The sequence below is a fragment of the Paraburkholderia atlantica genome (assembly GCF_000092885.1).
Taxonomy (GTDB): Bacteria; Pseudomonadota; Gammaproteobacteria; order Burkholderiales; family Burkholderiaceae; genus Paraburkholderia; species Paraburkholderia atlantica.
Map to the genome: position 1 here is coordinate 1,707,378 of NC_014118.1, position 21,540 is coordinate 1,728,917.

Below are 21,540 nucleotides of genomic sequence, written 5' to 3' on the forward strand. Positions count from 1 at the left end.
GCGCCCGCGCTCGCTACACCGTCACACGATTTAGCCGTGCCCCTGCAGACGGATGTCGCGCGACGATGCACCGACGTACACCGAGCTGCCCGGCACATAGCGCCAACGGTTGCTCGTGGTATCCCACACGCTCTGCATCCGCTGCGTCACGACCACGTGCACGCGACGCGATTCGCCCGGGTTCAGACCAACCTTGTCCCAACCGACGAGACGACGCGGCGGCTCACCCTGATACGGCACACCGAGGTACACCTGCGGCACTTCCGCACCGGCGACGCGACCATCGTTGCGCACGTTGAACGACACGTCGATCAGACCGCCCGGCAGATGCTGAACCGATAGACCCGAGTATGCGAAGTGCGTGTACGACAGGCCATAGCCGAACTCGAACATCGGCGTGATGTTCTGCGAGTCGTACCAGCGATAGCCCATATCGAGCTTCTCGGAATACACCGGGTTCGCCGCAAACGCGCCATTCGTGCCCCACGTCGGCGTATCCTGGTCGCGCACCGGGAACGTGACGGGCAGCTTGCCGGAAGGATTGACCTTGCCGAACAGCACGTTCGCAATCGCGTTGCCGCCGCCTTCACCCGGATACCATGCTTCGACGATCGCCGACACGCTGTCCTTCCACGGCATCAGCACCGGGTTGCCGCTTTCGACGACGACGATCGTATGCGGATTGGCTGCCGCAACCGCTTCGACCAGTGCATCCTGGTTGGTCGGATTCGCGAGGCCCAGGCTCGGCAGATCGCCGATGTCCTCGCCGGCCGGTTGCGCGACCACGACGATCGCAACATCGGAATTGGCCGCCAGCGTTGCAGCCTGGGAGATCTGCTGCTGCGTATAGGCGGCAAACGGCGACTGCTGATCGCTGTTGCCGGCGAAGGTCACCGTAGCCTGCGGCGCCAGCGCCTTGATCGCCGACACGAGCGGCGTGTTCAGCTTCAGCCACGGGTTGGTCCACCAACTGCAGCCCGTCGACGTGCCGAACGTCAAGCCGCCGCAACCGGCGAACGCGCCCGTCACCGGATCGCGCGTGTTGCCGGAACCGCCGCCCGTCAGCACCGCCGCGTCGGCGTGACCGCCGATCACCGCGATCCGCGACAGCGAACCGGCGGAGAGCGGCAGCTGGTTGCTGGCGTTCTTCAGCAATACCATCGACTGCTCTTCGACCGACTGGGTGAAGGCTCTCGCGGCCGAGAAGTCGATGGTCGCGCCACCCTTCGGCGGATCGTCCATCACGCCCGTGCGGATCATCACGTACAGCTTGCGCTCGACCATGTCGTCGAGGCGCGCGGTCGACACCGAGCCGTTCGCAATCGCCTGCTTGACCAGCGTGGGCGTCAGATAGACGGTCGAACCGACGTCTTCTTCCTCGTCGAGACCGGCATTGATCGCCGGTGCCGTGCTATGCGCCGCGCCCCAGTCCGACTGCACCTGACCTTCGAAGTGCCAGTCGTTCTTCAGCACGTCGTTGAGAATGTGCGAGTTCTCGCAGGCATAGGTGCCATTCACCTCGTTGTAGCTGCACATGACGCTGCCGGGCTGCGCGCGGCGCGCGGCGATTTCGAACGGCAGCAGATAGAGTTCGCGCATCGTGCGCTCGTCGATCTGGCTGTTGCCGCCGCCGCGGTTGTGTTCCTGCTCGTTGCCCATGTAGTGCTTGATCGTCGCGATGACCTTCTGGCTTTGCGTGCCGTCGGTGCGCTCGGCGAGCATCTCGCCGGCAAGCACCGGATCTTCACCGAGATACTCGAAGAGCCGGCCACCGCGCGGCTCACGCGCGAGGTTGGTGCCACCGCCGAGCCCCATGCCGAAGCCCTGATGACGCAACTGGATCGCGATCTGCTTGCCGAAGTTCCACGACAGCGCGCGGTCCCAGCTCGCCGCCACCGCGAGGGTCGCAGGGAAGGTCGTCGATGGCTGGTTGGTGCTGCCCGAACCGGTGGCGGAGTCGACCATGTTCAGGTCGGGAATGCCGAGCCGCGGCACACCCTGAATGTAGCCCGCGCCGCCGCCCGGCACGGCGGACATCGCGTACTCCGAATGAATGAACTGCAGCTTTTCGTCGATCGTCATCTTGTTGACGAGCGTTTCCGCGCGCCGATGCGCGGCTGCCGACGCGAACGCATTCAGCACTGTCGACATGGGCGCGAAGTCGAGACCAGGAGGGGGCATTTCCGCGTGCGCAGCAGCGCTCACGGCCGCCGCTATCGCGACGGCCGGCCATAGTTTCTTCTGCATAGGTGTCTCTCCGAAATTGTGCTCTTCTGGGACAACGGAGCGCGTCGAGTGGGTGGAAAGCGGACGCGAAAACAGGCATGCAGTGATGACTGCAAACGTTTGCCTGCTGGAAGAAGAATCGGCGCAACTGGATGGGTTGTAGCGACTCTCCGTGGTGAGTAATGTATGAATGTAGTCTGACTACAGCATCGGTAATTCTACTGATATGCGTGATTTTATGCGTAATGGCGTGCAAGGCTTTTCTTACATTATCTAATTGAAAGTTATCGAATCAAATTGAATAAAAAAACGGAAATTGTTATCGATGTTTGAGTGGCATTTCATGAATGCGGAAAACACGGGAACATCGAGGGCCTTCGCGGTCAGGCAGGCGCAGGTCTGCACCAACCAAAAGGGTCGAGAACCCGGCATACCCGGCGCAGAAACCATCCCCGAACACGCTCGATTGGCCTTGCGCTGCAAAATGGTGGGACTACGTTCATGCAATTGCCCGTGTCCACACCGAGCTAATCTCAAAAATCAGATTCTCCCGATACTGGCAACTACCCGCCCTCCGTAGACTAAAGGCTCCTCCCACCGGGTTGTAAAGCGCGAAAGAGAACCATCTGTCGATTTATCGGGTTTTCGCTGCGTTTGAAGCGATGTCATTCATCCTTGCAGCCCTTTTTTTACTGCGAGTTTTTAAATGATGCGCTTTCGCTATTTGCGTCCCGCCTGTTTCTGCGCTCAGACCACTTCCACCAAGCTGAGTCATTCGGGGTATTGCCGATTCAAGTATCCAGCGGCTGCCGTATTGCTGTGCGGCATGATTGCGATGCTGGGTACGTCGGATGGGATTTCGGAACTGGAGATCGTCGGGCGCATGAACGAATCAAGCGCAAGCGAACCCTCTTTGGCCCAGGCAGCGACTGCGCCGGCTGTCAATGCATCTGTTAGCGGAACCAGTCACGGTCGGCTATCTGACGCTGCACCACTTGTCATGTCGGAGACCAACAACGGTTCATCCGCGGGGCGGATCGAAGGCACGTTGCGCGACACCCTGGTCAGGGCTAGCGTGCCGGTGGATGTACGGGAGCAGATCGAGCATCTTTTTGCTCCGCGCCTTGACCTCGCCGCGCCTGCACGCAAGGGCGACACTTATCATGTTCTCTATGGACGCGACGCTACAGACGCACGGCGCAAGCGTCTAACGGCCGTCGAAATCCGATCGGGCGGCGAGTTCTATCAGGCCGTGTGGTTTATCGCCCCGGGGCGCACCGATGGACACTACTATTCATTCGACGGGGGTAGGCTTGCGGCCAAGCCATTTTCCATGCCTCTCGACTACGTTAGGCTCAGTTCGCCATTCGGTTACCGGACCCATCCGGTCAAGGGCAAACATCTGATGCACACTGGCGTGGACTTTGCCGCACCGAAGGGAACACCTGTCGTCGCGGCCGCCTCAGGAACCGTGCGGTTCATTGGCTTCAAACCCGGATACGGCAAAATCGTCGTACTCAGACATCCGCGAGGCTTCACGACGCACTATGCGCACCTGTCCGCCTTTGCCCGCGACTTGCGCATCGGCAAACCGGTGACCGAAGGACAACCACTCGGCGCGGTAGGCAGTACTGGCACGGCTACGGGGCATCATCTGCATTTTGAGGTGCGTGAATATGATCAACCGATCGATCCGCTCACATTGACACGCCGAACCGACACTGCGCAACTCACGACCAGTCAGCGGATCGCGTTCGACAGCATGACGGGCGCTCTGCGCGAACAACTAGCGGCATTGCCTCTCGATACTCCGGCGAACCGGATGGCGTCGAATGCTGAAAGCACGCCGAATCCTGCTGAAAGGCAGAAGAGCTCGTTGACTTGAAGTACGACGTCATGGCCCGGTATTGACAACAAAGATGGCGTTCTCTAGTTTACTAGACGCGTGATCTCTTAAACTGGACGACATGGACATCAACGCTCTGATCGCACGGCGAGTCAAAGCGCTACGCGACGCTCAGAACTGGTCGCTGGACGCACTGGCCGAACGCAGCAAGGTCAGCCGCTCGAACATCTCGCTGATCGAGCGCGGGCAGAGCAGCCCCACCGCGACCGTGCTCGACAAACTTGCAACCGCGTTGAACGTGCCGCTCGCGTCGCTATTCGAGCGGGAAGGCACACCCGCCGCCGAGCCATCGCCGGTCAGTCGCGCGGCCGAGCAGCCGGTATGGACCGACCCGAGCTCCGGTTATGTGCGGCGTCATCTGTCGCCCACCGCGCGCTCGGCGATCCAGTTGGTCGAGGTCAACTTCCCCGCGGGTCAGCGGGTCAGTTACGAAACCGGCGCGCGCGACGCAGACATCCATCAACAGGTATGGATGCTCGAAGGGTCGATGGAAATCACGATCGGCGACACCAGTTGGCGGCTCAATACAGGCGACTGCCTGGCGATGCGGCTCGACAGTCCGATCGTGTTCCGCAACTCCACTCGCAAACGCGCGCGCTATCTCGTCGCGCTGAGCACATCGCCAGTCAACGATCGGAGAAACGAATGAGCGATAACGTGACCATACGGCGCGTCGGCCCCAACGAAGCGGCGGCGTGCGTCGATGCGCTCGCCGACGTGCTGATCGACTGCGTCGAAGGCGGAGCATCGGTCAGTTTCATGCTGCCGATCTCGCGCGACACCGCGCTCGCGTTCTGGCGCAACGTCGCGGAGGGCGTCGCGCGCGGAGAACGCGCATTGTTGATCGCCGAAGACCGAGACGGCAGCATCGTCGGCACCGTGCAGTTGATCACCGCGCAACCCGAAAATCAGCCGCATCGCGCCGACGTCGCGAAGATGCTCGTGCACAGGAAAGCACGCCGCCGCGGCGTCGCGCACGCTCTGATGAGCGAACTCGATCGAGTCGCGCGGGACGAGAAAAAATCGGTTCTCGTGCTCGACACCGTAACCGGCGGCGACGCCGAGCGACTCTATCAGCGCGCCGGCTGGCAACTCGTCGGCAGCGTGCCGAACTACGCGCTGATGCCCGACGGCGCCTTCTGCGCCACCACGTTCTATTGCAAACAGCTCTGACTGCGCACGCGGTCCGCTCCGGGCAAGTATTTGAAAATTTCAACTACTTACCTATAATGCCAGCACTGCGCACTGCGCACGACGGCCGACAGCGGAGCAAATTCTTGTATTCGGACTTCCTGACTTTCAGGCTCGATCTGACCAGCGCGTTGCTGACCAACCGCGCGAACATGGTCTATCGCGCGCGCTGGGATCTCGACGTGCGTGCGCTGCGCGTGCTGCGCCTCGTCTGCGCGGAGCCGGACATCACGCCCAAGGCTGTTTCGCAGCGCGCGCTGATCGAGAAAACGCTGCTTTCCAAAGTCCTCGCCGAGTTGGAAACGCGCGGCCTGATCGAGCGCAACATGCATGCGTCGGACCGCCGTAGCATCGCGTTACGCGCCACCGATCATGGCCTCGAAGTTGCGCAGGCATCCGAGGCGGTAGGCACCGAGCTCGAAGTCGAACTCGCGAAGGCGCTGAGCGCGAACGAACGTAAAACGCTCGAACGTCTGCTCGGCAAGCTTTCGCACAGCCTGCTCGAAAGCGAGTCCGCAAGCGCACCGCCCGCGAGATCCTGACCGGCGGTGCCCACTTCGCCGCGCCTTCCCTGGCGTTCACGCCAACAAGGAGACCTCCAATGTCGAAGCTGATCGAAACGATGTCGAGCGCGATCGGCGCGCTGCGCGAGGCGCTCGCCGTGAAAAAACTCAACGAAATCCCGAGCAATCACTCGCCGAATTTCGCACCGGTGCTCGACCCGGCCTTGCGCACGGGTCTCGAAGCCATACTGTGCCCGGCCGGCGCCTCGCTCGACCAACACGAAACCACTCAGTGAATTCACACGCCGTCTATACCATTCTCGATCTGATCGGCACCTTCGTATTCGCGATCAGCGGCGCGGTCGCCGCGCGTCAACGCCGGCTCGACCTGTTCGGCATCGTCGTGATCGCCTTTATGGTCGCGTGCGGCGGCGGCATCGTGCGCGACGTGTGCATCGGCGCGATCCCACCGGCGGGGCTGTCGAACTGGCGCTATCTGGCCACCACGCTCGCCGCGTCCGCGGTGACGATTCTCGCGTATCCGCAGGTGCGCCGGCTGCGTCAGCCGGTGCTGTTCTTCGATGCGATCGGGCTCGGTCTGTTCGCGGTGTCGGGCGCGCAGAAAGCGCTCACGTATGGCCACAATGCCGAACTCGCGATTCTGCTTGGCGTGGTCAGCGCGGTGGGGGGCGGTGTGATGCGCGATGTCGTGCTCTCTCGCGTGCCCGCGATTCTCGAGCGCGAGATCTATGCGTCTGCCGCGCTGTTCGGCGCGGCGGTGCAGGTCGGCTTTGCGTATGCCGGCTGGACGGACTGGTGGACGCCGTGGTTCGCGACATTGGCTTGCGTGTTGGTGCGGCTCGCGTCGCTGCGCTACGGCTGGCGGCTACCGGTCTTCCAGGGCAGACGCGCGGCCGAGACGCGCGACAATTGATCACGGGCTCTCCGCGCTTCAGCTTGCGGTTCGAGGTTTGCGGAATCAGCGGTCATGCGCCGCCCGCCATGCTCGGCAGCAGATCGCGATAGATATGAATCATCGCGGGCCCCATCAGCACGACGAGCAGCGCCGGAAAAATGCAGAACATCAACGGAAACAGCAGCTTCAGCGCAATCTTCGCGGCCCGCTCCTCGGCGCGCATCCGGCGGCGCGTGCGCAGCGTATCGGACAGCACGCGCAACGACGCGCCGATGCTGGTGCCGAAGCGCTCGGCCTGGATCAGCATCGCGCTGAACGAGTCGATGTCTTCCACGCCGGTGCGCAGCGAAAAATTGCGCAGTGCCTTTTCCTTCGAGAAACCCGAGCGCATTTCGAGCAGCATCAGTTCGAGCTCGCTCGCCACCACCGCGCTGCGCAGGCGGATTTCCTCACCGACTTTCATCAGCGACGCATCGAGGCCCAGACCCGCTTCGACACACACGGTCAGCAGATCGAGCGCATCGGGAAAGTCCTCGACGAGGCTGCGCTGGCGCGCTGCGGTGCGGCGCGACAGCACGACGTTCGGCAGGTAGTAGCCGAACGCGGCCAGCACGACGAGCACGATCGCGCGTTCGAGCAGCGAGCTCGCGAACGACGAGCCGTACAGCGCGAGCATCGCCAGCAGCGGCAACGTCAGCGCGAGCGCGGTCTTCGCGGCTAGATAGACCGGCACGGCGTTGGCCGAGCGCCAGCCGGCGTTCATCAACTGCACGCGCAGCGCGGATTGCTCCCAGCCGTCCTTCGGCACCGACAGCTTCGAGATCGGCTGCGAGATTTCGACGAGCTTTTCGTACCACGGCGTCTGCGCGGCGGCGTCGAGTTGCTCCGGCGCCGGCACGGCGTTCGCACCGCCCGCCTGCTCGATGCGGCGGCTCATGTCGCGCGGCGTGCTCAGATGCATCGCGCCGAACACGGCCGCGAAAACGATCGCGAATACGCCGGCGAGCAACAGAATCTGCGTGATGTTCAGTGTTTGCATGGTCCTTCTCCGATGACCTCAAGCCCGCTCAAACGCGAATCTTCACGATGTGCCGCATCCACAGAATGCCGAACAGCATGGCGACGCTCGCCGCCGCGATCATTCTGACGCCCGCCGGGTCCCGCCACAGCACGTTCAGGAACCCGGGGTTGATCGCCATCATCGCGCCGCCGACGCCGAATGGCAGCAGGCCGAGCACCCAGGCGGACATCCTGCCTTCGGCGGAAAGCACGCGAACCTTGTCGAACAGCTTGAAGCGGTCGCGGATCAGCGCGGTGATGCCGTCGAGCACTTCGGCGAGATTTCCGCCCGTCTCTCGCTGGATCACGACGGCGATCACGAAGTAGCGCAGATCGCGAATCGGCACACGAGTCGCGAGATTCGTCAGCGCCTCGCTGATCGACACGCCGTAGTTGATCTCGTCGAACACGATGCGGAACTCGCCGCTCATCGGCTCGGTGAACTCGGCGCCGACCATATCGATCGCGCCGGTGAACGCATGGCCCGAGCGCAATGCTCGCGACAGCATGTCGCAAACGTCCGGCAGTTGCCGTTCGAGCTGACGAATCCGCCGGTGGCGACGCCGCTGCACGTAGACGATCGGCAGCAACGTGCATAAAGCGGCGGCGCCAGCCGTGAAGACCCAAGGCACCCTCAGGCTTGCACCCACGATCAGCACAAACGGCGGCAACACCGCGCAGGTGCCGAAGAATCGACCGACCGACCACGACAGCCCCGACTGCTGCAGAAACAGATCGAGCGCATGCACGCGCGGAATACGCAGCAGCAGCCGCGCGAGCACTGCCGACTCGGCCATCGTGCGCGTCTTCAGAATCGACAGACGCTGCCGGCTCATCGGGCCGCCGGCCGATACCGCGCGAATCCGCGAATCGACGCGGCGCGCGACCGGGCCGTGCCGGCTGTTCCAATACTCGTAGACGCCGCCCGTCGCGAGCACCACGGCCGCGAACAACAGAATGATCGACGCGTAGAAAATCGGGCTCATGCAAGTCTCCTGAAACACCGGGCAAGGGGTCTGTGCGCGTTGCCCTTGCACGTCATGTCGTCTCGAAGCGCCGCGCCGGATCGTAGATCTGTTCCGACGGCGCCACGCCGAATGCCTGCAAACGCTCCGCGAATTTCGGCCGCACGCCGGTCGCGCAGAAATGGCCGCGCACGTTGCCCTTCGTATCGACGCCTGAGCGGCGGAACACGAAGATCTCCTGCATGTTGATCATGTCGCCCTCCATGCCGGTCAGCTCCGAAATGCTGACGATCTTGCGGCGCCCGTCGGTCAAACGCGTGGCTTGCACGACCACCGAAATCGCCGACGAAATCTGCTGGCGCATCGTGCGCGTCGGCAGCGACAGGCCGCCGAGCGTCATCATGTTTTCGAGCCGCGTCAGCGCGTCGCGCGGTGTGTTGGCGTGGATCGTCGACAGCGAGCCTTCGTGGCCGGTGTTCATCGCGTTCAGCATGTCGAGCGCTTCGGCGCCGCGCACCTCGCCGAGAATGATGCGGTCGGGGCGCATCCGCAGCGCGTTGCGCACCAGCGTGCGCTGCGTGATCTCGCCGCGTCCCTCGATGTTCGGTGAACGCGTCTCCAGCCGCAGCACGTGTTGCTGGCGCAGCTGCAGTTCGGCCGCGTCCTCGATCGTGACGATGCGCTCGTCGCCCGGAATGAATCCCGATAGCACGTTCAGCAGCGTGGTCTTGCCGCTGCCCGTGCCGCCCGACACGAGGATGTTCACCTTCGCGCGCGCGAGCGCGTCGAGCACTTCGGCCATCGGCGGCGTCAGGCTCTGCAATTCGATCAGGTCGGCAACCTGCAACGGATTGGCGGCGAAACGGCGAATCGACAGCAACGGACCATCGATCGCGCAGGGCCGGATGATCGCGTTCACGCGCGAGCCGTCCGGCAAACGCGCGTCGACCATCGGGCTCGATTCGTCGATATGGCGGCCGACGCCGGAGACGATCTTCTCGATCACCTTCATCAGATGCGCGTCGTCGTAGAAGGTCACGTCGGTCGGCTCCAGCCGGCCACGCCGCTCGACGTAGGTATGACGATGCGTGTTCACCAGAATGTCGGACACGGTCGGGTCGCGCAGCAGCACTTCGAGCGGACCGAAGCCGAACATTTCGTCGTGCACGTCGCCGACGAGTTGCCGGCGTTCGAGATCGTTGGCGGGCGCCTTCTGGTCTTCGAGAATGCGGCCGATCAGCGTCGCGATCTCCTGGCGGACCTGCTCGGGCGGCAACCTCGACAGCCGTTCGAGCTCGACGCGTTCGAGCACGGCCTGATGAATTTCGCGTTTCAGTTTCTGGTAAGCGCCGCGCAACATGCCGGCGCCCGCCGGGTCCTGACGTTCGCCCAGCGGCTGCACGCGTTGCGCGGAAATCTGCTCACGAAGCGACATGACGTTCCCCTGTTCTGATCGTGTGGCGTTGGAGCGTTAAAGCGTTTCGAGTTTCGGCGACGGCTGACGGCCGAGCAGCCGCCCGAACAGCGACTCGCCCTTCGCGCGCGAACGGCCCGGTTGGGTCGCGCGTGCCGCGATGTTTTCGGCGAGCGTCTGCAGGCTGCGCGCAACCCCGCTGCCGCGCGCGGTCTTCGACACCGGCAGTCCCTGGTTCATCGCATCGGTCACCGTTTCGGCATCCTCGGGGATCACCTGAAACGCGCTCATGCCGAGCACCGATTCGAGCGCCGCGCGCGGCCGCTCGCCATGCCGCGTATAGCGGTTCAGGATCAGCCGCATCTGCTCCTGTGCGTAGCCGAGCGAGCACAGAATCTCCTGCAGCCGGCGGCCGGCGCGCACGTGCGGCATGCTCGCCTGCAGCACGAGATGAATCTGGTCGCTGCGATCTAGCGCGAGCATCGATAGCCGGTTCAGCGTCTGGCCGAGATCGAACAGCACGAAGTCGTAATGCGGTGCGGCGACACCGAGCAGCCACTCGAGACGGTCTTCCTTGACCTCGGCCGCCTTCACCGGGTCGCCCGCGCCGGCGAGGATATGGAAGCTGTCGCTCACGTGCACGAGGCTCGTGTCGAAGAACGCTGCATCCATGCGTTCGATCTGCGCGCAGATTTGCGGCAGCGTCGACGGCGGCGTCTGGTCGGAGACCAGGAAAGCGGCATCGGCGAACTGCTGGTTCAGATCGATCAGCAAGACGCGCTTTTTCTGCGGCAGAGTCGCGATCGCATGGGCGACGTTCGCGGCGACGAAGCTGGTGCCCGCGCCGCCCTTGCACGACACGAACGACAGAATCCGCGTGTCGCGCGCGCCGCCTTGCAGGCACTGCGCCTGTGCGCGCTGCAACGCGTCGCCGAACTGGCGCGAATCGAGCGGCCAGTTCAACACATCGCGAAAGCCCGCGCGCATCGCGGCGATCAGCGTCTGCGGCGACGCGTCGGGAATCAGCAGGATGCAGGTGAGCCGCCCATGCTCGCGATGCAGCCGCTCCACCACCGCGAGTTCCGCGTCCTTCAGCGACGCGGCGTCGACGATCAGCACGTCGAACGCATCGAGCGTGTCGCCGCGTTCGCCGAGCAGCGACGGCGTGCCCATCGCGCGCGTGATCCGGTAGTCGCCGGCTTCGCCGCTCAGATGCGCGATCTGAGCGAGCCGTGCGCCGTCTTCAGAGAGAGCCAGGATGTTGATCATGATGTTCCCCCGCGTCCGCCATCACTGACTGCCGCCGCTGCTGCCGATGCCGATCACGAACGGATTGAACGTCGTGGCCGGCGTCTGGAACGACTTGTCGTACTGCTGCTGCGCGGCGACCGCGGCCTTGCCGTCGACGCCTGGCGTCGACGGCGTGTGCTCGCCCGCATGCGGATCGATGATCTGCATCTGCGTTACGGTGCGCACGGCGTCGCCGACGTGCGCGTCCCAGATCGGCGAGCTCGACATGCAGCCGCTCAACGAACCGCTCAGCGTGGCGCACACCGTCAGCAGCAACGCCGCGCGGCGCGTGATCAGAAGATGTTCGAGTTTCATGAGAGTCTCCTTCGCGGCGCGTTACGGGTTGAGCCGGGTGGCCTTGAGCGTCGGGTTGCCTGGGCTCGCGGCATCGACTTTGGCGAGCGTGGGTTCGGCGTTGGTTTGCGCTTGCGTTGCCGTTGCTGCCGGGGTTGCCGCGGTTGTCGTCTTGTCGGTCGGTGGCATCGCCGCCGACGGTGCCGGCCGGTCCGCCTGGGTGTCGCGCGGCAGCAGCGCGGCGGGTGCGGCCGAGCCTTCCGCCGGTGCCGGCGTCGGAGCCGGTGCGGGCGCCGCCGGTTGCGTTTGCGGTTGCGCGGGCATCTGCGGCGCGTTCGGGCTCGCAGTGGGCCGGCGGCCTTCCATGTTGCCGGTCGCGTAGACCGTGCCGTCCGACACGCCGGTGAAGCTATCGGTCGGCAGCGGATAGTCGCCCGGCGGCAGCGGCTTCACCAGATGCACGGTGACGATGAAGATCAGCTCGGTGCGATCCTGCTGGAACGACGTGCTGCGAAACAGCGCCCCGAGCACCGGCACTTCGCCGATGCCGGGCAGCGCCTTCAACGCGCCGGTGATGTTGTTCTGGATCAACCCGCCGATCGCGAAGCTCTCGCCGTCGTTCATCTGCACCGTCGTCGACGCGCGCCGTGTCGTGATCAGCGGCAGGATCGCGGTGCTGCTCGTGCCGGTCGCCTGCACGGTGACGCCGGTCGGCGACAACTCCGACACTTCCGGCGCGACCTTCAGATTCACGCGGCTACCGGCGAGCACGGTCGGCGTGAACTTGAGGCCGACGCCGAACTCTTCTTCCTGCAGGGTGATCGTCGAGCCACCCGTGCCGTTGCTTTGCGGCACCGGAATGAAGACCCGGCCGCCCGCGAGGAACGACGCCTCCTGGCCGCTCAGCGTGACGAGGTTCGGCTCCGCGAGAATCTTGCCGAGGCTGTCGCTCTTCTGCGCGTCCACGGCGATATTGAACGGCCGGTTGTTCGCCTTGCTCACCGCGACCCCGCTGCTGACACCGGCGAGCAGGCTGCTCACCAGCGCGCCGGTCCACGAACCGAAACCGCCCTGGATGTTGACCGCCGCGCCCAACTGATTGAGCAGCGTCTTCGATACCTCGGCGACCTTCACTTCGAGCATCACCTGTTGCGGCGAATCGACCGTCATCATGTTGATGACTTCGGAGCCCTTGCTAACACTCGAGCTTTGCTGCGAGATCGAGCCGCCGTTACCAAAGCTCGCGGTGCTCGACTGATCTTGCTGCGTCGGTTGCGCACCCGCGTAAGCGCCGGCGATGCTCATCGCCTGCTGCGCGGCTTGCCCGCTCGATACGCGGCCCGCGAGCACGAGGTTGCCGGCCGCGCTCGACACGCGGATGCCGCGCTCGTTCGGCAACAATTGCGCGAGTGTGCGTTGCAGCCCTTCGGCATCGACGCCGACGCTCACGTCGATGATCTGGCAAGCGCCGCTGCGGCCCTGCACGATCATGTTGGTGGTGCCGACGCTCATGCCGACCACGTACAGCGTGCGTTGCGACACGAGCGTCGCCTGCGCGACGACCGGATTGCCGAGCGTGCGGTTGCGCGCGGGCTCGACGAGCGGAACCAGGATCGACTTGCCGACCGCCACCGACACGTTCGACTCGTCGCGAATCTCGCCGGTGCAGTTCGGCCCGGTCAGCTGCGCGGGGGCGACCATCCGGCCGCTCGTCGCGCCGGTCGGCATTGGCGTGTTGCTGACCAGCATCGGCACGGCGCCCCGGCCGACCGGTAGCGGCGCGGCCTGCGCGCCCCAGCCCGGCGGCATTTGCGCGGCGGCCATCGTTTGTGCCGCGCTGTCGTGCGCAGCCGTCAATCCGGCGCATAGCGCCGCGGCGAGCACCGTGCCGCCAAGCGAGCGGCAATGCTTGCCGCCACCGGATGAGAACCGTTGTTGTGTTTTCATGTTGCTGCCCCCGTCGCTCGATAGGTGAACCGAGACGTCTCTTGATTGACTTCTGATTCAGATCGCGGCGTCACTCAAAAACCGGCACGCCGCGACCGCGCTAGAAACATTCGACGCTGCCCGTCACCCCTGACAGCACGCCGACGCAATCGCGCTTGGGCGCCGGACGTGCTGCATAGTGCGTGCGCACTGGATGCACTTCGGGTGCAGCCGGAGCCGAAGCCGGCACCGGCACGTCGAGCAAGGTCAGCTTGGTCGCGCCGCCGGTGCTCGGGGTCTGCTTGTCGACCTGGTTGCGCAGCACCAGCGACAGCGTGCCGACGCTGCGCGCGAGGTCGAGCTTCTCGGCCTGCTCGGGCGTCACTTCGAGCGTCACCGCGTTGACCACTTTCGGCGCGGTGTCGTCGCGGCTCACCCGCTGCGCGACCGCAAGCACGAGGATCTTTTCGAGCACGATCTTCGAGATGCTTTGCGACGCGTCGGTCTTGTTCGCCTGCTGCGTGTTGACGATCACGTCGACGTAGTTGCCCGGCAACGCGAAGCCCGCGACGCCGACCACGTCATTGACGCGCACCGTGATCGCGCGATGGCCTTCGCCGATCACCGCGGACAGGCCACCCTTGGTGCCCTGCGGCGCAAGCTTCGATTCGAGCACCGGCTCGCCGGGCGCGAGACTCGTCAGCAGCACGCGTCCTTCGAGCGCCTTGCTGTCGGCGAACGCACCGGGCGGCACGCTCGAAGTCGGCCAGCTGACCATGTGGATCAGGTTCTGGTTCAGCGGCTGGCCGAGACTGATGTCCGACGACGCCACCGCAACCGATGTCACCGCGGCCGACGATGTCTGCAGCAACCAGCGCGAGGCGAAACTCACGGCCGCGAGGCCCGCCAGCACGGCGATCGTCAGCATCACTAAAGCCCGACTGTTTTTCATGGCAACACTCCCGCATCGTTCAGTGGAAACGTCCGGCTACGGCGCGGCCGCGAACAGCATTCCGAGGGTGCCGGCCGCAATCGCAACGCCGTAGGGAATCGACCCGACCGATCCGGACCGCGCATCGATCAGGCTCGGTCGTCTGAGCGGCGCGACGGCGAGCCCGCCGATCAGTTGCCGCAGATTCGCGAGCAAGCGCGCGAATCTGCCGCGGCACAGCACGATCAGCAGCGACCAGAGTCCGCCGATCAGAAAAGTAGCGAGCGCGATCCGCCAGGTCAGCGCGGGCCCAACCCATGCGCCGATCATCATCAGCAGCTTCACGTCGCCGGCAGCCATGCCGCGCAGCAGATAGAACGGCATCAGCAAAGCGAAGCCGCAGGCGGCGCCGCTCAGCCAGTCGAGCGCGCCGGCGAGCGGCCCGTGAATCGACATCTGCACGGCAAGCGCGACGGAGAGTCCGAGTACGATCAGGCGATTCGGAATGCGCCGCGCGGTGAGGTCCGTGCTCGCTGCCACGATCGCCAGCACGATCACGCACAGCGGTACAGGATGTGGCGGCAGAAGTGGCAGCGTCATGATGACCTCGTGATGGATGATCGAGCCGCGTCAGACCGAGTCGGCGAGATTGTTGAAAATCGCGCTGAGGTTGGTGCCGAGCGTGGTCACGCCGCCGATGATCAGCAGTGCAATCAGGCCGGCGAGCAGACCGTATTCGATGGCGGTCACGCCGTCTTCGTCGTGCATGAAAAGTGCCGCGCGAGCCAACAGGTTCTTCATGTCAGATCTCCTTTTTCGAGTGGGAAAGGCGACGGACGAAGCGCCAGGCCCGTCCGTCGGCACCGCGACTCAGACCGAGTCCGCGAGGTTGTTGAATATCGTCTGCAGATGCTGGCCGAGCAGCGTGACGCCACCGATGATCAACAGCGCGATCAGGCCGGCGAGCAGCCCATATTCGATGGCGGTCACGCCGTCTTCGTCACGAACGAAACGGGCTGCGGTGGCGATGATGTTCTTCATGATTCGACTCCTGTGGAAGACTAACTAATGGAACCCGTTACCAGGATTGGCGTGGGCGATGGCACTACGGGCACTGCAGGGAACTGCGGAAAACTGCTGGTTAGTCTCGCCGCACGGTCGGCGTTGCGCGGTGTTTGGCCCGCGTGGTCGCAACGCTGTTTGGCGACACGAACTGGAGGAAACGCGGGAAGTGAAGGGGCAGCTGCCGGGCAAGCCGCAGCATGGCGGCCGCGTGCCGCTGACGCAGCATGGCCGCACGATGTACGCCGCTGATGGGCTTGTTATCGCCGCGCAGTCGCGTGAACTTGTTGTGCATACATCCCCCGTCTTTCGTGATTTTTTTCTTGGCGCCGATGCTGTCTGTTCAGGTCCGCAGCATCGTGTCGTCGACTTCCGCGCACTCCCCATTGCAAGGACGAGACCAGCTTGGCGAAAACAGCGTAACGACGCGAGTTCGAGCCGACTGGCCTCCAGCCTCGCGCCCTCTTCGCGTCCGGAATGTCCGAATCCGCAACGTTTTGTATGGCCCGTCGAACACTTCGCGGAACGCGTAAAGTCCCGCCCGGCAAGGCTCGGCATTTTTTGGCCAGGACTTTCCCTGAGCCGGTAAAAACGAAATATCGCTGAGAAATCGGCCTTGCCGAATGGCGCTCTGGTCCAAAGCGTCTCATCGCTGAGACGGCTTGGTGCGTTGGCGCACATAAAGCTGACCGTTTGGCCCGCTATTTGGGTGAATCGGCAGGGCACGACTCGCGGCGAGGAAAACGCGAGCTTGAAAGTCGCATAAATTTCCGCCAACAATGAGCTGACCGGTTCAGCGCAACGACACAGATTTTGATTCGATGTCACGCGCAGACACATACAAGACGGAATCGATAAACAGAACGAACGGAGGGTCGACAGACCCGATCCGGACCACACGGGGGCGGGGATCATGTACGCATCACAGCTACGCATGCGCAGCGGCGACAGCGAGATTCACGGCTGGCTCACGCATGAGCGCATCGTCTTCTACTGCAGCGGGATGTGCGTGTTGTACGTGGTGATCATCGGGTTGTGGGCCTATGCGAGTCACGGCTTCACCGACCAGCGCCTCACGCGTCCCGGTGAGGACTTTTCGATTTTCTGGTCGGCCTCGTATGGACTGCTGCACGGTTCGGCGATGCAGGTCTACGACCATGCATCGTTCGACAAGCTTCAGCGGCTGCTCTTCACGAACGTCAGCCACGACAGCGTGATGCCGTGGCTCTATCCACCGACGTTCCTCGTGTTGATCTCGCCGCTCGCGCTCTTGCCGCGGCTCGTGATGTACTTCGTGTTCGTCGGCGGCGGCATCGCGCTGCTCAGTGCGGGCACGTTGCGTGTGTCGGGCCTTGCCGACAGCTTCAGAGGATCGCGCTTCGCATGGTTCGTCGTCGCGGTCTCGCCGTGCGTGTTCGTGACAGCCCTCTTCGGCCAGAACTCGCTGCTGACCGCGGGCATCGCCGCGCTGACACTGCATTGGCTGCGTCGCCATCCGGTACGCGCGGGGCTGTGCCTCGGCCTGCTCGCGATCAAGCCGCAGATGGCCGTGCTATTTCCGCTCGTGCTGATTGCCGCGCGTGCATGGCGCACGCTGGCGGCCGCCGCGTTCAGCGCGGCGCTGTTCGGCGTGGTCAGCGTGCTGGTCTGCGGCGTGCAATCGGTGCGGCTCTTCTTCGTCAACACCGGCATTGCGCGCGAGACGCTGCTCGAACAATGCCGCGGCTACTGGCTCGCGTCGCCGACCGTGTTCGCTGTGCTGCGCGAGGGCGGCGCGCCGATCGTCGCGGCCTTTGCGGCCCAGGCCTGCGTTGGACTCATAGCCGCGGCGGCCGCATGGCACGTGTGGCGAAACACGCGCGACACGCGGCTGCGCGCGTCGAGCCTCGTCGTCGCTACGTTGCTGACGAACCCATACGTGTGGCACTACGAACTCGCGTGGCTCGGCATCGCGACGGCCAGCCTGATCGCGCTCGGCCTCGACAAAGGCTGGCTGCGCGGTGAGCAGAGCGTGATTGCACTCGCGTGGCTGTTGCCGGTCTACGAACTTTTCAACCGCACGGCCGAGTTGCCGCAGATCGGCCCGATCGTTCTGCTGCTGGTGCTGCTGATCGTCGTGCGCCGCGTGCGCGTAAAGGACGAAGAACGCGACGAGCGCGCCGCCCTCGCCTATTCGCACGCGGCTCGAATCATTCGATAAACGGGGAAGCGTGATGCCAACTCATACAACTACGCCACTGATCTCGCTCGTCGTGCCGTTCTACAACGAGCAGGACGCGGTCGAACGCTTCTTCGCGGCAGTCGTGCCGGTGCTCGAATCGATCGACGGCACGCGCTTCGAGATCGTCTGCATCAACGACGGCAGCAGCGACGCGACGCTCGATCGGCTGATCGCGCAGAGCAGCCGCGACCGGCGCATTCGCGTGATCGACCTGACGCGCAACTTCGGCAAGGAAGCGGCGCTGACCGCCGGCATTGACGAAGCATTCGGCGATGCGGTGATTCCAATCGACGCGGACCTTCAGGACCCGCCGAGCCTGATCCCGGTGATGGTCGAGCATTGGCGCGCTGGCGCCGAAGTGGTCGCCGCCAAACGCACGAACCGGCTGTGCGATACGTTCGCCAAACGCACGGCGGCCGCGCTCTACTATCGCGTGCACAACGCGCTGTCCGAAGTGAAGCTGCCGGAGAATGTCGGCGACTTCCGGCTGATCGATCGTCAGGTGGTCAATGCGCTGCGCAGCCTGCCAGAGCGCCGCCGCTTCATGAAGGGCCTGTTCGCGTGGGTCGGCTATCGCACTGTGATCGTCGAATACGAACGCGAACCGCGCAGCGCCGGTCACTCGAAGTTCTCCGGCTGGCGGCTGTGGAACTTCGCGCTCGAAGGCATCACGAGCTTCAGCACGGTGCCGTTGCGCAGCTGGACTTATATCGGACTGTCCATCGCGACGCTTGCGTTCGTCTACGGTGGGTTCGTCATCGGCCGCACGCTGTGGTCGGGCAATCCGGTGCCCGGTTACGCGTCGACGATCTCGGTGATGCTGTTCATGGGCGGCATCGAGCTGATCGGCATCGGCGTGATCGGCGAATACGTCGGCCGCATTTACTACGAGTCGAAGGAACGGCCCGTTTATCTGGTACGGCGTCGCTATCAGGCGAAGAGCAAGGTCAGCATGTTGCCGGGCGTGCGCCAGGATGCGCGCGCGGCCCATGTGGGGCGCGTCGAGCTGACACGCAGGCGTGCCGCGCCGCGGTTTCGCGTAGTCGGCCACTGAAAGCGGAGGACTTCATCATGTCTCCCGATGCATATCTCGAAATGGCCGAGACCGAAGCCGGGCACTGGTGGTTTCGCGCGCGGCGCGACGTGCTGCGCACGCTGCTCGAACGGCTCGCGTTACCGCGCCGCGCACGCGTGCTCGAAGTGGGCTCCGGCACCGGCGGCAACCTCGACATGCTCGCCGGCTTCGGCACCGTCAGCGGCCTCGAGATGGACCCGACCGCTCGGGCGCTGAGCGCGCGCAAGACCGGCAAGCAGTTCGACATCCGCGCCGGCCACTGCCCCGACGACGTGCCGTTCAACGGCGAACGCTTCGACCTGATCTGCTTCTTCGACTGCCTCGAACATATCGCCGACGACGCCGGCTCGCTCGCGCGCATGCGCGACCTGCTGACGCCTGGAGGCCGCATCGTCGTGACGGTGCCGGCCGGACAACATCTGTGGAGTGCGCACGATGTTTTCCTGCACCACTATCGCCGCTATAGCCGCGTCTCGCTGATGCGCTGCGCGGCTGCGGCGGGCTACGAAGTCGAACGCATCAGCTATTTCAACACGTTGCTGTATCCGATCGCGGTGGTCGCGCGTTGGGCCGATCGGCTGCTGCATCGCAAGCATTCGAGCGGCGACGCGATCCCACCGTGGCCGCTCAACGCGGCGCTGTACCGCGTTTTCAGCGCCGAGCGCCACTGGCTCGCGCATGCGCCGCTGCCTTATGGCGTATCGCTGTTCGCGGTCCTACGCAAGCGCGAGGGAGCGTCGCGATGATGCCGGTGGAACGGGTCAAGCTGATGCGCTTTGGCGCGAGCGGCGTCATCGCGACCGGCCTGCACGTGTGCATTGCGCTGACGCTGATCGCGGACGCGGGCATGTCGCCGGCGTGGGCCAACGCGATCGCGTTTACATGGGCGACGGCGGCCTCGTATCTGTTGAACACGTTCTGGAGTTTTTCGGCGCTGCCCGCGTTGATGAACGCTGGGCGGTTCATGCTCGTATCGCTGGGCGGCCTGACGTTGACCGCGCTCGTATCGCGGCTGACGCAGCTCGCGGGCGGCCCGCCCATGCTCGGTATCGCGCTCGTCGTGTGCGTGGTGCCGCCGCTCACGTTCATTGCGCATCGGTGCTGGACGTATCGCTGAATACGAAGCACACGTAACGCGGCTCACGCCGTGCGCAACGCCTTCTGACACGCCGCGAGTACCGCGCCGCCCCCCAGCAGCAACGCCGAATACACGAGCCCGCGCGCGAGCCCGGCGCCATCCGATACCCAGCCGATCACGACCGGCCCGACGATCTGTCCGAACGCGAACACGATCGTGAAGGCGCTGATGCCCTTCGCCCAGTGGCTCGCGGGCAGATTGTGGCGCACGAACGCGGTCGTCGATGCGACCGCCGACAGGAACGTCGCGCCGAACAGCGTGCCCGAAACGAACGCGACCCACGGCTGGGTGAAGAGCGCAGGCAGCAGTGTCGCGATCGCTAGCAGCGCGTTGAGCACGGCGAGCGCCTGGCCGCCGCGCATGCGATCGAGCAGCGTCGACCAGATCCGCGCCGACACTACGGTCGCCGCGCCGAGCAGCAGATAAAAGCCGGTGACGACCGCCGCGCTCATGCCGGCGTTGCGCAGCAGCGCGACGATGAAGGTCATGTAGCCGATATAGCCGACGCCGAACAGTCCGTAGCCCGCGAGCGCGGCCGCGTAATGCGGCCAACCCGGCGCGGAGGTGGCGCCGGCTGCATGCGCGGCAGCCGCCGCGCTCATATGTGCACGCTCGATTCTGCGCGACGCGCCGATCGCGACCGCGGCGAACAACGCGCAGGCCGCCGCGAGCGCGAACCACGCGAACTGCCAGCCGTGGACGGCATCAAGGATCGTCACCGGCACCAGCACCGACGACGCGACGATCCCCCAGCCGGTGCCGCCGTAATACAGGCCCAGCACGAGCCCCGCGTCGCGCGGACGCGCCGACGCGAGCCGCGCCGCGAGCACGCCGCCGCCGATGAAGATCGCCGCGCTGCTCGCGCCGGTGATCACGCGCAGTGTCAGCAGCGCATCCGTGCTGGCGGTGAGGCCGCTGCCCGCCATCAACAGCGCGGTCAGCACGCAACCGGCCGCGAACAGCGCCCCCGCCGACCAACGGCGCGCGAGGCGCGGAAACACCAGCGCGCCGAGCAGATAGCCGAGGGCGTTCGCGGTATTCATCGCGCCGGCCTGCGCGAAGCTCCAGCCGAGGTCCAGCTTCATCGCCGGCAACAGTAGCGCGTAGGCGAAGCGCGCGAAACCGAGCGCTGCCGCGCTGCCGAGCGATAGCGCGGCGGCCAGCAGCAGTGTCGGCAGACGTTGGGCGGGTATCGTGGTTGGAGCGTGCGATGCGGTGTCGGCGGAACGGGAGGACATGGGCGGACGGACCTGAACGAGAACGCTGCGAGCCGGTTCTGATCGGACGATGAGTTGGACGTATGCGGCAGATTGCCATGATAGCCGGGAGAGACGTTTCGCCGCGAGCTTCTCGCTCGAACCCGCGAGGCACGGCACGTGGCAGTTGATCGATCTGCCGATGGGGGGCAAGGTTCGCGCGGCGG

General features: G+C 64.7%; 23 protein-coding genes. 10 read left to right on the forward strand and 13 right to left on the reverse strand.

Going from position 1 to position 21,540, the window contains the following annotated elements; all coding sequences use genetic code 11:
- Window positions 1-30: 30 nt before the first annotated feature.
- Window positions 31-2,247 carry a beta-glucosidase family protein gene (locus BC1002_RS23710; protein ID WP_013092536.1) on the reverse strand — a complete coding sequence of 739 codons (2,217 nt, stop codon included), beginning with the start codon at window positions 2,245-2,247 and terminating at the stop codon, window positions 31-33.
- A gap of 685 nt (window positions 2,248-2,932) precedes the next feature.
- On the opposite strand from BC1002_RS23710, the gene BC1002_RS23715 reads away from it, so the two are divergent.
- The 6 genes from BC1002_RS23715 to BC1002_RS23740 all read left to right on the forward strand — a co-directional run bounded on the left by BC1002_RS23715 (window position 2,933) and on the right by BC1002_RS23740 (window position 6,760).
- Window positions 2,933-4,111 (forward strand): M23 family metallopeptidase, encoded by a 1,179-nt coding sequence (locus BC1002_RS23715; RefSeq protein WP_013092537.1) that lies wholly within the window; start codon window positions 2,933-2,935, stop codon window positions 4,109-4,111.
- An 82-nt stretch (window positions 4,112-4,193) separates the two neighbouring features.
- Complete coding sequence (locus BC1002_RS23720; protein ID WP_013092538.1) at window positions 4,194-4,781, forward strand: helix-turn-helix domain-containing protein; 588 nt, start codon at window positions 4,194-4,196, stop codon at window positions 4,779-4,781.
- Complete coding sequence (locus BC1002_RS23725; RefSeq protein ID WP_013092539.1) at window positions 4,778-5,305, forward strand: GNAT family N-acetyltransferase; 528 nt, start codon at window positions 4,778-4,780, stop codon at window positions 5,303-5,305. Before BC1002_RS23720 ends, BC1002_RS23725 begins: the two co-directional genes overlap by 4 nt.
- Before the next feature lie 104 nt (window positions 5,306-5,409).
- The gene (locus BC1002_RS23730) at window positions 5,410-5,865 is read left to right on the forward strand and encodes a MarR family winged helix-turn-helix transcriptional regulator (RefSeq protein ID WP_013092540.1); all 456 of its coding nucleotides are present in this window, start codon (window positions 5,410-5,412) and stop codon (window positions 5,863-5,865) included.
- 59 nt (window positions 5,866-5,924) lie between these two features.
- Window positions 5,925-6,122, forward strand: coding sequence for a hypothetical protein (locus tag BC1002_RS23735; RefSeq protein WP_013092541.1), 198 nt, complete (start codon window positions 5,925-5,927; stop codon window positions 6,120-6,122).
- Window positions 6,119-6,760, forward strand: a complete 642-nt coding sequence (locus BC1002_RS23740) for a trimeric intracellular cation channel family protein (RefSeq protein ID WP_013092542.1) — start codon at window positions 6,119-6,121, stop codon at window positions 6,758-6,760. Before BC1002_RS23735 ends, BC1002_RS23740 begins: the two co-directional genes overlap by 4 nt.
- A gap of 52 nt (window positions 6,761-6,812) precedes the next feature.
- Here the strand turns inward: BC1002_RS23740 and BC1002_RS23745 are convergent, their stop codons facing one another.
- From BC1002_RS23745 to BC1002_RS23795, 11 genes are all read right to left on the reverse strand, one after another.
- On the reverse strand, window positions 6,813-7,781 hold the full coding sequence (locus tag BC1002_RS23745) for a type II secretion system F family protein (protein WP_013092543.1): 969 nt from the start codon (window positions 7,779-7,781) through the stop codon (window positions 6,813-6,815).
- A gap of 28 nt (window positions 7,782-7,809) precedes the next feature.
- Window positions 7,810-8,787, reverse strand: a complete 978-nt coding sequence (locus BC1002_RS23750) for a type II secretion system F family protein (protein WP_013092544.1) — start codon at window positions 8,785-8,787, stop codon at window positions 7,810-7,812.
- A gap of 52 nt (window positions 8,788-8,839) precedes the next feature.
- Entirely contained in the window at window positions 8,840-10,201 is a 1,362-nt protein-coding gene (locus BC1002_RS23755) for a TadA family conjugal transfer-associated ATPase (RefSeq protein ID WP_013092545.1), read from the reverse strand.
- A 36-nt stretch (window positions 10,202-10,237) separates the two neighbouring features.
- Window positions 10,238-11,449, reverse strand: coding sequence for a CpaE/TadZ family protein (locus BC1002_RS23760; RefSeq protein ID WP_013092546.1), 1,212 nt, complete (start codon window positions 11,447-11,449; stop codon window positions 10,238-10,240).
- A 21-nt stretch (window positions 11,450-11,470) separates the two neighbouring features.
- The gene (locus BC1002_RS23765; protein ID WP_013092547.1) at window positions 11,471-11,785 is read right to left on the reverse strand and encodes a hypothetical protein; all 315 of its coding nucleotides are present in this window, start codon (window positions 11,783-11,785) and stop codon (window positions 11,471-11,473) included.
- Between the two features lie 21 nt (window positions 11,786-11,806).
- On the reverse strand, window positions 11,807-13,711 hold the full coding sequence (locus tag BC1002_RS23770) for a type II and III secretion system protein family protein (protein WP_013092548.1): 1,905 nt from the start codon (window positions 13,709-13,711) through the stop codon (window positions 11,807-11,809).
- Window positions 13,712-13,811: 100 nt separating this feature from the next.
- The gene (gene cpaB, locus BC1002_RS23775) at window positions 13,812-14,642 is read right to left on the reverse strand and encodes a Flp pilus assembly protein CpaB (protein WP_013092549.1); all 831 of its coding nucleotides are present in this window, start codon (window positions 14,640-14,642) and stop codon (window positions 13,812-13,814) included.
- Window positions 14,643-14,678: 36 nt separating this feature from the next.
- The gene (locus tag BC1002_RS23780) at window positions 14,679-15,221 is read right to left on the reverse strand and encodes an A24 family peptidase (RefSeq protein WP_013092550.1); all 543 of its coding nucleotides are present in this window, start codon (window positions 15,219-15,221) and stop codon (window positions 14,679-14,681) included.
- Between the two features lie 30 nt (window positions 15,222-15,251).
- Window positions 15,252-15,422 (reverse strand): Flp family type IVb pilin, encoded by a 171-nt coding sequence (locus tag BC1002_RS23785; protein ID WP_013092551.1) that lies wholly within the window; start codon window positions 15,420-15,422, stop codon window positions 15,252-15,254.
- 69 nt (window positions 15,423-15,491) lie between these two features.
- Window positions 15,492-15,662 carry a Flp family type IVb pilin gene (locus tag BC1002_RS23790; RefSeq protein ID WP_013092552.1) on the reverse strand — a complete coding sequence of 57 codons (171 nt, stop codon included), beginning with the start codon at window positions 15,660-15,662 and terminating at the stop codon, window positions 15,492-15,494.
- 100 nt (window positions 15,663-15,762) lie between these two features.
- Window positions 15,763-15,978 (reverse strand): hypothetical protein, encoded by a 216-nt coding sequence (locus BC1002_RS23795; protein ID WP_018435758.1) that lies wholly within the window; start codon window positions 15,976-15,978, stop codon window positions 15,763-15,765.
- A 618-nt stretch (window positions 15,979-16,596) separates the two neighbouring features.
- Between BC1002_RS23795 and BC1002_RS23800 the strand changes: the two genes are divergently transcribed.
- The 4 genes from BC1002_RS23800 to BC1002_RS23815 are packed head-to-tail and all read left to right on the forward strand — an operon-like array spanning window position 16,597 to window position 20,096.
- Window positions 16,597-17,883, forward strand: coding sequence for a glycosyltransferase family 87 protein (locus BC1002_RS23800; RefSeq protein WP_013092554.1), 1,287 nt, complete (start codon window positions 16,597-16,599; stop codon window positions 17,881-17,883).
- A gap of 13 nt (window positions 17,884-17,896) precedes the next feature.
- A complete protein-coding gene (locus BC1002_RS23805) occupies window positions 17,897-18,958 on the forward strand; it encodes a glycosyltransferase family 2 protein (protein WP_013092555.1) in 1,062 nt (353 codons plus the stop codon).
- A gap of 17 nt (window positions 18,959-18,975) precedes the next feature.
- Window positions 18,976-19,725, forward strand: coding sequence for a class I SAM-dependent methyltransferase (locus BC1002_RS23810; protein ID WP_013092556.1), 750 nt, complete (start codon window positions 18,976-18,978; stop codon window positions 19,723-19,725).
- Complete coding sequence (locus BC1002_RS23815; protein WP_013092557.1) at window positions 19,722-20,096, forward strand: GtrA family protein; 375 nt, start codon at window positions 19,722-19,724, stop codon at window positions 20,094-20,096. Before BC1002_RS23810 ends, BC1002_RS23815 begins: the two co-directional genes overlap by 4 nt.
- A 23-nt stretch (window positions 20,097-20,119) precedes the next feature.
- Here the strand turns inward: BC1002_RS23815 and BC1002_RS23820 are convergent, their stop codons facing one another.
- Window positions 20,120-21,355: a YbfB/YjiJ family MFS transporter gene (locus BC1002_RS23820; protein ID WP_013092558.1), complete on the reverse strand. Its 1,236-nt coding sequence runs from the start codon at window positions 21,353-21,355 to the stop codon at window positions 20,120-20,122.
- Window positions 21,356-21,540 lie beyond the last annotated feature (185 nt).

What these genes read in the sequence shown, in the direction of transcription:
- BC1002_RS23805 (WP_013092555.1), top strand. Translation starts at nt 17,897, where the DNA reads ATGCCAACTCATACAACTACGCCACTGATCTCGCTCGTCGTGCCGTTC.
- BC1002_RS23735 (WP_013092541.1), top strand. Translation starts at nt 5,925, where the DNA reads ATGTCGAAGCTGATCGAAACGATGTCGAGCGCGATCGGCGCGCTGCGC.
- BC1002_RS23745 (WP_013092543.1), bottom strand. Translation starts at nt 7,781, where the DNA reads ATGCAAACACTGAACATCACGCAGATTCTGTTGCTCGCCGGCGTATTC.
- BC1002_RS23750 (WP_013092544.1), bottom strand. Translation starts at nt 8,787, where the DNA reads ATGAGCCCGATTTTCTACGCGTCGATCATTCTGTTGTTCGCGGCCGTG.
- BC1002_RS23765 (WP_013092547.1), bottom strand. Translation starts at nt 11,785, where the DNA reads ATGAAACTCGAACATCTTCTGATCACGCGCCGCGCGGCGTTGCTGCTG.
- BC1002_RS23725 (WP_013092539.1), top strand. Translation starts at nt 4,778, where the DNA reads ATGAGCGATAACGTGACCATACGGCGCGTCGGCCCCAACGAAGCGGCG.
- BC1002_RS23785 (WP_013092551.1), bottom strand. Translation starts at nt 15,422, where the DNA reads ATGAAGAACCTGTTGGCTCGCGCGGCACTTTTCATGCACGACGAAGAC.
- BC1002_RS23815 (WP_013092557.1), top strand. Translation starts at nt 19,722, where the DNA reads ATGATGCCGGTGGAACGGGTCAAGCTGATGCGCTTTGGCGCGAGCGGC.
- BC1002_RS23790 (WP_013092552.1), bottom strand. Translation starts at nt 15,662, where the DNA reads ATGAAGAACATCATCGCCACCGCAGCCCGTTTCGTTCGTGACGAAGAC.
- BC1002_RS23770 (WP_013092548.1), bottom strand. Translation starts at nt 13,711, where the DNA reads ATGAAAACACAACAACGGTTCTCATCCGGTGGCGGCAAGCATTGCCGC.
- BC1002_RS23715 (WP_013092537.1), top strand. Translation starts at nt 2,933, where the DNA reads ATGATGCGCTTTCGCTATTTGCGTCCCGCCTGTTTCTGCGCTCAGACC.
- BC1002_RS23760 (WP_013092546.1), bottom strand. Translation starts at nt 11,449, where the DNA reads ATGATCAACATCCTGGCTCTCTCTGAAGACGGCGCACGGCTCGCTCAG.
- BC1002_RS23800 (WP_013092554.1), top strand. Translation starts at nt 16,597, where the DNA reads ATGTACGCATCACAGCTACGCATGCGCAGCGGCGACAGCGAGATTCAC.
- BC1002_RS23755 (WP_013092545.1), bottom strand. Translation starts at nt 10,201, where the DNA reads ATGTCGCTTCGTGAGCAGATTTCCGCGCAACGCGTGCAGCCGCTGGGC.
- BC1002_RS23720 (WP_013092538.1), top strand. Translation starts at nt 4,194, where the DNA reads ATGGACATCAACGCTCTGATCGCACGGCGAGTCAAAGCGCTACGCGAC.
- BC1002_RS23810 (WP_013092556.1), top strand. Translation starts at nt 18,976, where the DNA reads ATGTCTCCCGATGCATATCTCGAAATGGCCGAGACCGAAGCCGGGCAC.
- BC1002_RS23820 (WP_013092558.1), bottom strand. Translation starts at nt 21,355, where the DNA reads ATGTCCTCCCGTTCCGCCGACACCGCATCGCACGCTCCAACCACGATA.
- BC1002_RS23795 (WP_018435758.1), bottom strand. Translation starts at nt 15,978, where the DNA reads ATGCACAACAAGTTCACGCGACTGCGCGGCGATAACAAGCCCATCAGC.
- BC1002_RS23780 (WP_013092550.1), bottom strand. Translation starts at nt 15,221, where the DNA reads ATGACGCTGCCACTTCTGCCGCCACATCCTGTACCGCTGTGCGTGATC.
- BC1002_RS23710 (WP_013092536.1), bottom strand. Translation starts at nt 2,247, where the DNA reads ATGCAGAAGAAACTATGGCCGGCCGTCGCGATAGCGGCGGCCGTGAGC.
- cpaB (WP_013092549.1), bottom strand. Translation starts at nt 14,642, where the DNA reads ATGAAAAACAGTCGGGCTTTAGTGATGCTGACGATCGCCGTGCTGGCG.